Annotated in this window: 9 protein-coding genes; 2 read left to right on the plus strand and 7 right to left on the minus strand. The window is 50.4% G+C overall.

Features of this window, described 5'->3' with window-relative positions; translation table 11 throughout:
- Nucleotide 1 precedes the first annotated feature (1 nt).
- Entirely contained in the window at nt 2–388 is a 387-nt protein-coding gene (locus tag ABYT07_RS05435) for a FlgB family protein (protein ID WP_372989990.1), read from the minus strand.
- Between the two features lie 83 nt (nt 389–471).
- Between ABYT07_RS05435 and ABYT07_RS05440 the strand changes: the two genes are divergently transcribed.
- Nucleotides 472–1,812, plus strand: a complete 1,341-nt coding sequence (locus ABYT07_RS05440) for a FliI/YscN family ATPase (RefSeq protein WP_372989991.1) — start codon at nt 472–474, stop codon at nt 1,810–1,812.
- Between the two features lie 22 nt (nt 1,813–1,834).
- On the opposite strand, the gene ABYT07_RS05445 is transcribed toward ABYT07_RS05440, so the two are convergent.
- The 6 genes from ABYT07_RS05445 to ABYT07_RS05470 form a co-directional block, all read right to left on the minus strand.
- Complete coding sequence (locus tag ABYT07_RS05445) at nt 1,835–2,623, minus strand: DUF1217 domain-containing protein (protein ID WP_372989993.1); 789 nt, start codon at nt 2,621–2,623, stop codon at nt 1,835–1,837.
- A complete protein-coding gene (gene flbT / locus ABYT07_RS05450; protein ID WP_372989995.1) occupies nt 2,623–3,027 on the minus strand; it encodes a flagellar biosynthesis repressor FlbT in 405 nt (134 codons plus the stop codon). Before flbT ends, ABYT07_RS05445 begins: the two co-directional genes overlap by 1 nt.
- Nucleotides 3,024–3,395, minus strand: coding sequence for a flagellar biosynthesis regulator FlaF (gene flaF, locus ABYT07_RS05455; protein ID WP_372989996.1), 372 nt, complete (start codon nt 3,393–3,395; stop codon nt 3,024–3,026). The genes flbT and flaF overlap by 4 nt, the downstream gene beginning before the upstream one ends.
- A gap of 76 nt (nt 3,396–3,471) precedes the next feature.
- A complete protein-coding gene (locus ABYT07_RS05460; protein WP_372989997.1) occupies nt 3,472–4,314 on the minus strand; it encodes a flagellin in 843 nt (280 codons plus the stop codon).
- 207 nt (nt 4,315–4,521) lie between these two features.
- On the minus strand, nt 4,522–4,878 hold the full coding sequence (locus ABYT07_RS05465; protein ID WP_372989998.1) for a flagellar biosynthesis protein FlgN: 357 nt from the start codon (nt 4,876–4,878) through the stop codon (nt 4,522–4,524).
- On the minus strand, nt 4,871–5,146 hold the full coding sequence (locus tag ABYT07_RS05470; RefSeq protein WP_372989999.1) for a rod-binding protein: 276 nt from the start codon (nt 5,144–5,146) through the stop codon (nt 4,871–4,873). The genes ABYT07_RS05465 and ABYT07_RS05470 overlap by 8 nt, the downstream gene beginning before the upstream one ends.
- A gap of 117 nt (nt 5,147–5,263) precedes the next feature.
- Here ABYT07_RS05470 and ABYT07_RS05475 point away from each other — a divergent pair.
- The coding region (locus ABYT07_RS05475; protein ID WP_372990000.1) for a hypothetical protein at nt 5,264–6,020 on the plus strand (757 nt) is incomplete at its 3' end.

The following is a 6,020-nucleotide window of genomic DNA, read 5'->3' on the forward strand; positions in this document are numbered from 1 at the left end:
TCTACTTACCGATGGTCGAGCGCAGTACACTCAAAGCCGATTTGTAAATTGCCAATGACCGGTCATGCTGTCGTTTCGCATCAAGCGACCTGAGCATTTCAGCCTCGAGCGAAACAGAATTTCCGTTTGGCGAAGCTTCATCGCGGACCTCAAAAGGTTCAGCTATCTGCTGCCCCTCTACGCTGCCATGTAGATGACCCGTACGTGTGGCGCGTTGCGCAGATCCATCATGACCTGACTGATACAAGGCTTCAAACGCAGCAATATCTTTGGGGACATAGCCGGGCGTATCCGAGTTAGCTACATTCTGCGAAGCGATGGCTTGCCGCTGTCCCGCATGGACCGCCATTGATGAAGACATTCTGAAAACATCGAGCTGTTCGAACATCAAAGGATTCTCCTTCGTCTAATTTCAATCAAGGCTTAACCCTGATTCCTTTAGAAACAGTTTGCAGGCATCAAAGGATTGTCATGAAACAAGTGAATGAGATCGACGGACTGATCGAGCAGGTGAATGCTTTAAACGCAGTACAACCCTTCGGGCGTATAACCTGGGTTGATCAGGGAGCTGTTCAGGTTTCCGGTTTGGGAACAGATGCTTGCCTTGGTGACAGGGTGAAAATTCGTCGCCGTTCTGGGGATGATTTAATTGGTGAAATTGTTCAGCTCGACGGAAACAAACTGACCGCCTTGCTCGAACATGCCCCTGATAGAGTAGCAATTCACGATCGTGTCTTTCTTGCTGCACCAGGACAAATTTTTCCGTCACCTCAGTGGATTGGTCGTGTTATCGATGCATCCGGGCAAGCATTAGACGGTAAACCTCTATCGCGAGGCATGCGGGCGCAACCCCTTCGTGCTCCCCCTCCACCAGCGGCAGAGCGCAGACCACTGGGTCAGCGCCTGGAAACCGCGCTTACGATAACAAATACCCTATTACCAATCGTCAAAGGTCAGCGTATTGGTCTTTTTGCTGGCTCTGGCATTGGGAAATCCACCTTGCTGGGCACGCTAGCTTCAAAGATGGAAGCTGATGTCGTTGTCATCGCAATGATCGGAGAGAGAGGAAGGGAAGTACGGCATTTCATTGATGACGTGCTTGGCCCCGAAGGACTTGCACGTGCCGTCGTCGTTGCGGCAACATCTGACCAATCCGCCCTTCTCAGGCGTCGCTGTGCTTGGACAGCCATGGCCGTTGCCGAGTATTTCAGAGACCAGGGAAAATCAGTCCTATTCCTAGCCGATTCAATCACACGCTTTGCCGAAGCTCACCGAGAAGTTGCGATCTCGTCAGGTGAAGCGCCAGTGTTGCGGGGATATCCGCCCTCTACCGCGCATTTGATCATGCAGCTGTGCGAGCGCGCAGGCCCCGGCCATTCAGATCAGGGTGATATTACGGGGATTTTCAGTGTATTAGTCGCCGGATCAGACATGGACGAGCCAATCGCTGATATCTTGCGCGGCGTTTTGGACGGCCATGTAATTCTCGACCGTGAAATCGCCGAACGGGGGCGTTTCCCCGCAATCGACGTCTTGCGCTCAGTTTCTCGCAGCTTGCCTACGGCAGCGACCGAAGCAGAAAACAAAATACTTAAGCAAGTAAGAAAGATGCTCGGCGTTTACGAGCGTAATTCCATGATGATTCGCGCCGGCCTCTACACTTCTGGCAGTGACCCTGAGATCGACCAATCTATCGCACTCTGGCCTGAATTGGATAATTTCTTCGGAAGCGGTGAAACAGGTGAAATCAGCCAAAGCTTTCGAAAACTTGAACTTATACTGCGCAGGGCAAAAGCAGCACCGACCCCATGATCATAAGGAGCCGAGGCTAAATTTAACGTTGCAGCAAAGTGAGAGCGATTGATCCCGAAGAAAGGGAGTTGCCAAAGTTATCTATCTGATCTTTTACGATGAACTTTGTAATCAACTCTTGAAGCTTTTCAGGATCACTAAAATTCGCAACATCTTCTGTTCCAAATGCTTTTTTTGCACGCTCTTTGAAGACACCCAACTGTTGATCAATATCAATCTGACCGAAGGATTCAGGAAGATTCAACGCCTTCTGAAAGAGATTTCGAAGAGGGGGGTCCCCCATGATCGTAAACCACTTTGTGTCAACTGATCCGTCAGAATCAGCAATATCCGAAAGCTGCCTTTGTGCATATAGCGCTATACGCATCGCTTGATCTTGATCCCCTGTTGATACTTCAAAACTATTAGCTTGGAATTTTTCCGAAATATTCTGAGCGAAACCTTCGGCTGTATTCTTCCGTGTCTCGCTAGGGCCAAACCCAAACGCTTTTGAAAGCTCGGAATAACGCGGGTCAGCGAAACGGTTCGCTAATGAATCGTCATTAGTCGTGCCTTCTTCCAGCACCTTACGGATAAAATAGCGGTTATTGATGTCCTCCTGAAGGCCAAAAGCCCCCAGCGCAACTGTAAGAAGACGGCGATCTTTAACTAGATCCTCAGCTGTTTCTATTGAGCCAATATTATCTTTAAAGTATTCAGTATCCCGCTTTAGTTCGACGGACTTCGTAAATGTCTCAAACTGTCGATCATAAGTACTTTGCAGGAAGCGCCATCCTGACAAACCAGAAAGCGGAATAATCGGTTGAAACATTACCCCAACCTCACAGCCATCAGCCGATCCTCGCGTGGGTACAAACCCTTCAAGAGCTTCATGGCACGGTAATGCTGCATCTCTATAATCGCTTGGCTCGCGTCACCAAGAACAGTTCGGCTGTCATTGTCGGTAAAGACTTGGCTCAACTCCTCAATTTGGCGCAAAAGCGACAGATGTACCGCGTCAGGCTCGCTGTCACCGGTCAGCACCAGCTGGATCGCATAACAAACCCGCCGGACTGGAGTCTTGGCGTCTTCCGGATGTATCGCATCTCGCAAACGAAGAATGTTTGCATCCGGTGTCATGATTGCTAGCCGACTACGTCGGTCACCGTTTTCGATGACCGCGCCATTGATAAGGACCCTTTCCTTGGGGCTCAATTTAAGAACGAGACCACTCATCGCATTGCCCCTTCCGTTTTAAGCCCACGCAATATCGCTGTGTTCACCTCCACCAGCGGAATTGCGGACATTTTATTTCTGATTACTTCACTTGTGTGATGATTTGTAAACTCGCTTAGATAATATAGGCGCGCGCGCAATTCTTCCGGGAGGCCATTATCGGGTTGCGAAACGTTAAGCGCCAAAGTCCGCCATAGCTTACGGTTTTCATGAAGCGCTTCGAGAAGCGGGCCGAGATCTTTTTTCTCAATCGCCTTCTTCAACCGATATGTAATCCGTGCGATTACATCATATTCTATGCTTCTGTTCGACCGCGTAGGTGCAGCCGTCGGCGCATAGGCGCGCTGAGCCATATTGATTACATTCACGGAAAAGCCTTACCTGTATCATGAGAAACTAAAGCGGATGCCTCGGGCGCAACGTATCGCGCCCGAGTTTCACTGCTTACCGGAAGAGAGACAGGATCGTTTGTGGTGCTTGGTTTGCAATCGACAACGATTGAACGCCAAGCTGCTGCTGTGTCTGCAGCGCTTGTAGGCGGGCAGAGGCCGCTTCCATATCAGCATCGACAAGCGAGCCAATTCCCGATTTCACGGCGTCAGTCAGTTTGCTTACAAATTCGCCTTGGTCAGAGATACGCTGTGCCGAAGCACCCAAAGCAGCCGCACCATCAATGGCAACGGTCAAGAACGCCTCGATATCGTCAAAGGCAGTCGCCGCAGTCGCCGAGTCAGTGATTGCGGTGATTGTCGTCGCATCAAGGTTGGTCGTGAAATCAACCGTGGCAACGTCAATCGTCGAGACACTCGGTGCGCCCGAACCAATCCGGTCAAGGGAGGAGACCACTGTCAAAGAAGTGCTGGCATTTCCATCAATATCATCTTTCAACAGGTTGACCCCGTTGAACTGCGACCCGTTTGTAATCGCTGTAATTTGAGCGATTTTCTCTTGCATATCCGCATCGATCTTGGCGAAGTCAGACGTCTCGGACTGACCTGCGACTGCAAGCGCCTTCATCTCTTTGAGCGTTTCAACGATTTGCTCTGCGCCTGCAGATGCAACAGCAACCGTCGATTCACCTACAGCAAGTGAATCCTGAACCGCGTCGAAACCAGCGACATCAGATTCCATAACCTTCGAAATGGCCCAGATTGCTGAGTTATCTTTCGCGGAGTTGATGTCTTTACCGGTGGAAATCGCGCTTTGAGTCGCCGACAAATCTTTGTTGATCGAACGAAGGCTCTGAAGCGCAACCATTGCACCGTTGTTTGTGTTAATGCTCGACATGAACATGTTCCTTTAGTCATTGACGCTTTGCGTCCGTTTGCGGCCCTCCCCCCTGGGGCTGGACCAAAATGCCATTCTGACCTGTGCACACATTCAATTAGCTTGATGGTGCGCCATCCGACCTCGGATGCATCGCCACCATGTCATTTCTTCACTTAACAGCGCCCTAATACGCACCAAACTGATACCGAGTATTTTATTCAAACATCACGCACGTTTTTCGAAAGATGTCTCTGGATCGACGTCAATAATGCTCTTTTCACCCTTAGCATCATAAGTCTCAAGCGATCCTCTCACGCGTCGGAATGCTGCCATCCGGCGGGCGACAGTCCGAATACCGTCCAATGCACCGTTCAGCAGGGTCTGATTGCGTTTTACCTTGGAATCAAGCTCCTGCAGCAATTCAAGGTCGGTCTGTTCCGCAGCATTCAGGGCCTCGATCAAGGCCTCCTTGCGTTCCGCCATACTTGTCAATTTCTCAAGATTACCAGCAAGGAGTGCGGCACGTTCCGCCTCAAGCAAGTCGTTGAGAGAATCCATTATTGATCCAATTTCACTACTCATTATTTCTCTCCTTCAAGGCCTCATAAAGGGTTTCGGACAGGCCGATCCCCCCAGCCTTAACCAACTGCATCGCCCGTTCCTGCACGAGGAAAGAACCGAATTGATCCTCGCCGGCCCCGCCTCCAAAGGCATCTCGCGATTCACCAAAACCAGAAGATTTAAGCATTTCGGCAAGAAACGTGGCCTCCAGCTTCTGAGCCGCTTGGAAAATCAATTTATCTTTGGGTGGCATCGACCGATCAGGCACAGACATTTCTGTGATATTCATCTCAGCATCCTTTAAATTGCATCTACTTTTCCGATCATGGACGAAAACCGGTAAACATCCGGTAACCACCTACATGCAATGACTACGGCGATGAACGATGTCCTGCGGAGGGTCCAAATGCAATTTCTTCAAGCACTTCCAACAGCGTCAACCGACGCTAAGCCCGCTCAGGCCGAATCCAATGTTGAGGGACCGACTGCAGTTGTGAGCCCAGCAGAAGCGCCTTACAAAGCCGAGAATTTTTCAGATGTATTTGAAAAAATCGTCAAAAAAGCAATTGATGCTGACGCTCCGGATCAGGTGGAATCAACAACGAGCGAGACGGCAGAAAAGGCACTGGTTGCGCCGACAGAGATCACTCCGACACCGAAACACACCAGTGGAAAAATCGAAGCGATAGTGGATGAAGCGCCACAGGACTATACCACTCTGGAGAACGCAAAAGATCCCCACCAACTAAGGGATCAAACACACATCGAAAAGTCTACCAAGAAACCAAAGCGCACAACGCCTGTCCTTGAGGGAATAATACTACCAAGCATGTCGCAGGCATCTGACAAGGTTATCAAGTCGGCTGCCGCCAGCGCGAATACATTTGAGGTAAGCAATCAGCGACAGCAGATAGAGAAGGCCACAGGCCCGGAAGTCGCTGACACGCCTCAGCGGGGCCAAGAAACAAGCGCTGAACCTTTGCATAACGCGGGGAAACAGGTTCGCCGGGACACAAGCACGCTTGAGACGATACAAGTCTTAAATGCTGTTCGCCCTCACCAGGCCGGACTTCCCAATCAGCAGCCTGTGCGGGCAGATTCTAATCCCGAAACACCCCTAGTCACGACATCAACCACCACCTCCAATCATGTCACCAAGGACC

Origin of the sequence: Sulfitobacter sp., from assembly GCF_041552635.1 — a bacterium.
Taxonomy (GTDB): Bacteria; Pseudomonadota; Alphaproteobacteria; order Rhodobacterales; family Rhodobacteraceae; genus Sulfitobacter.

Excerpts from the sequence above, each read along its gene's own strand:
- flbT (WP_372989995.1), bottom strand. The coding sequence starts at position 3,027 with ATGAGTGGTCTCGTTCTTAAATTGAGCCCCAAGGAAAGGGTCCTTATC.
- ABYT07_RS05470 (WP_372989999.1), bottom strand. The coding sequence starts at position 5,146 with ATGAATATCACAGAAATGTCTGTGCCTGATCGGTCGATGCCACCCAAA.
- ABYT07_RS05460 (WP_372989997.1), bottom strand. The coding sequence starts at position 4,314 with ATGTCGAGCATTAACACAAACAACGGTGCAATGGTTGCGCTTCAGAGC.
- ABYT07_RS05435 (WP_372989990.1), bottom strand. The coding sequence starts at position 388 with ATGTTCGAACAGCTCGATGTTTTCAGAATGTCTTCATCAATGGCGGTC.
- ABYT07_RS05465 (WP_372989998.1), bottom strand. The coding sequence starts at position 4,878 with ATGAGTAGTGAAATTGGATCAATAATGGATTCTCTCAACGACTTGCTT.
- ABYT07_RS05445 (WP_372989993.1), bottom strand. The coding sequence starts at position 2,623 with ATGTTTCAACCGATTATTCCGCTTTCTGGTTTGTCAGGATGGCGCTTC.
- ABYT07_RS05440 (WP_372989991.1), top strand. The coding sequence starts at position 472 with ATGAAACAAGTGAATGAGATCGACGGACTGATCGAGCAGGTGAATGCT.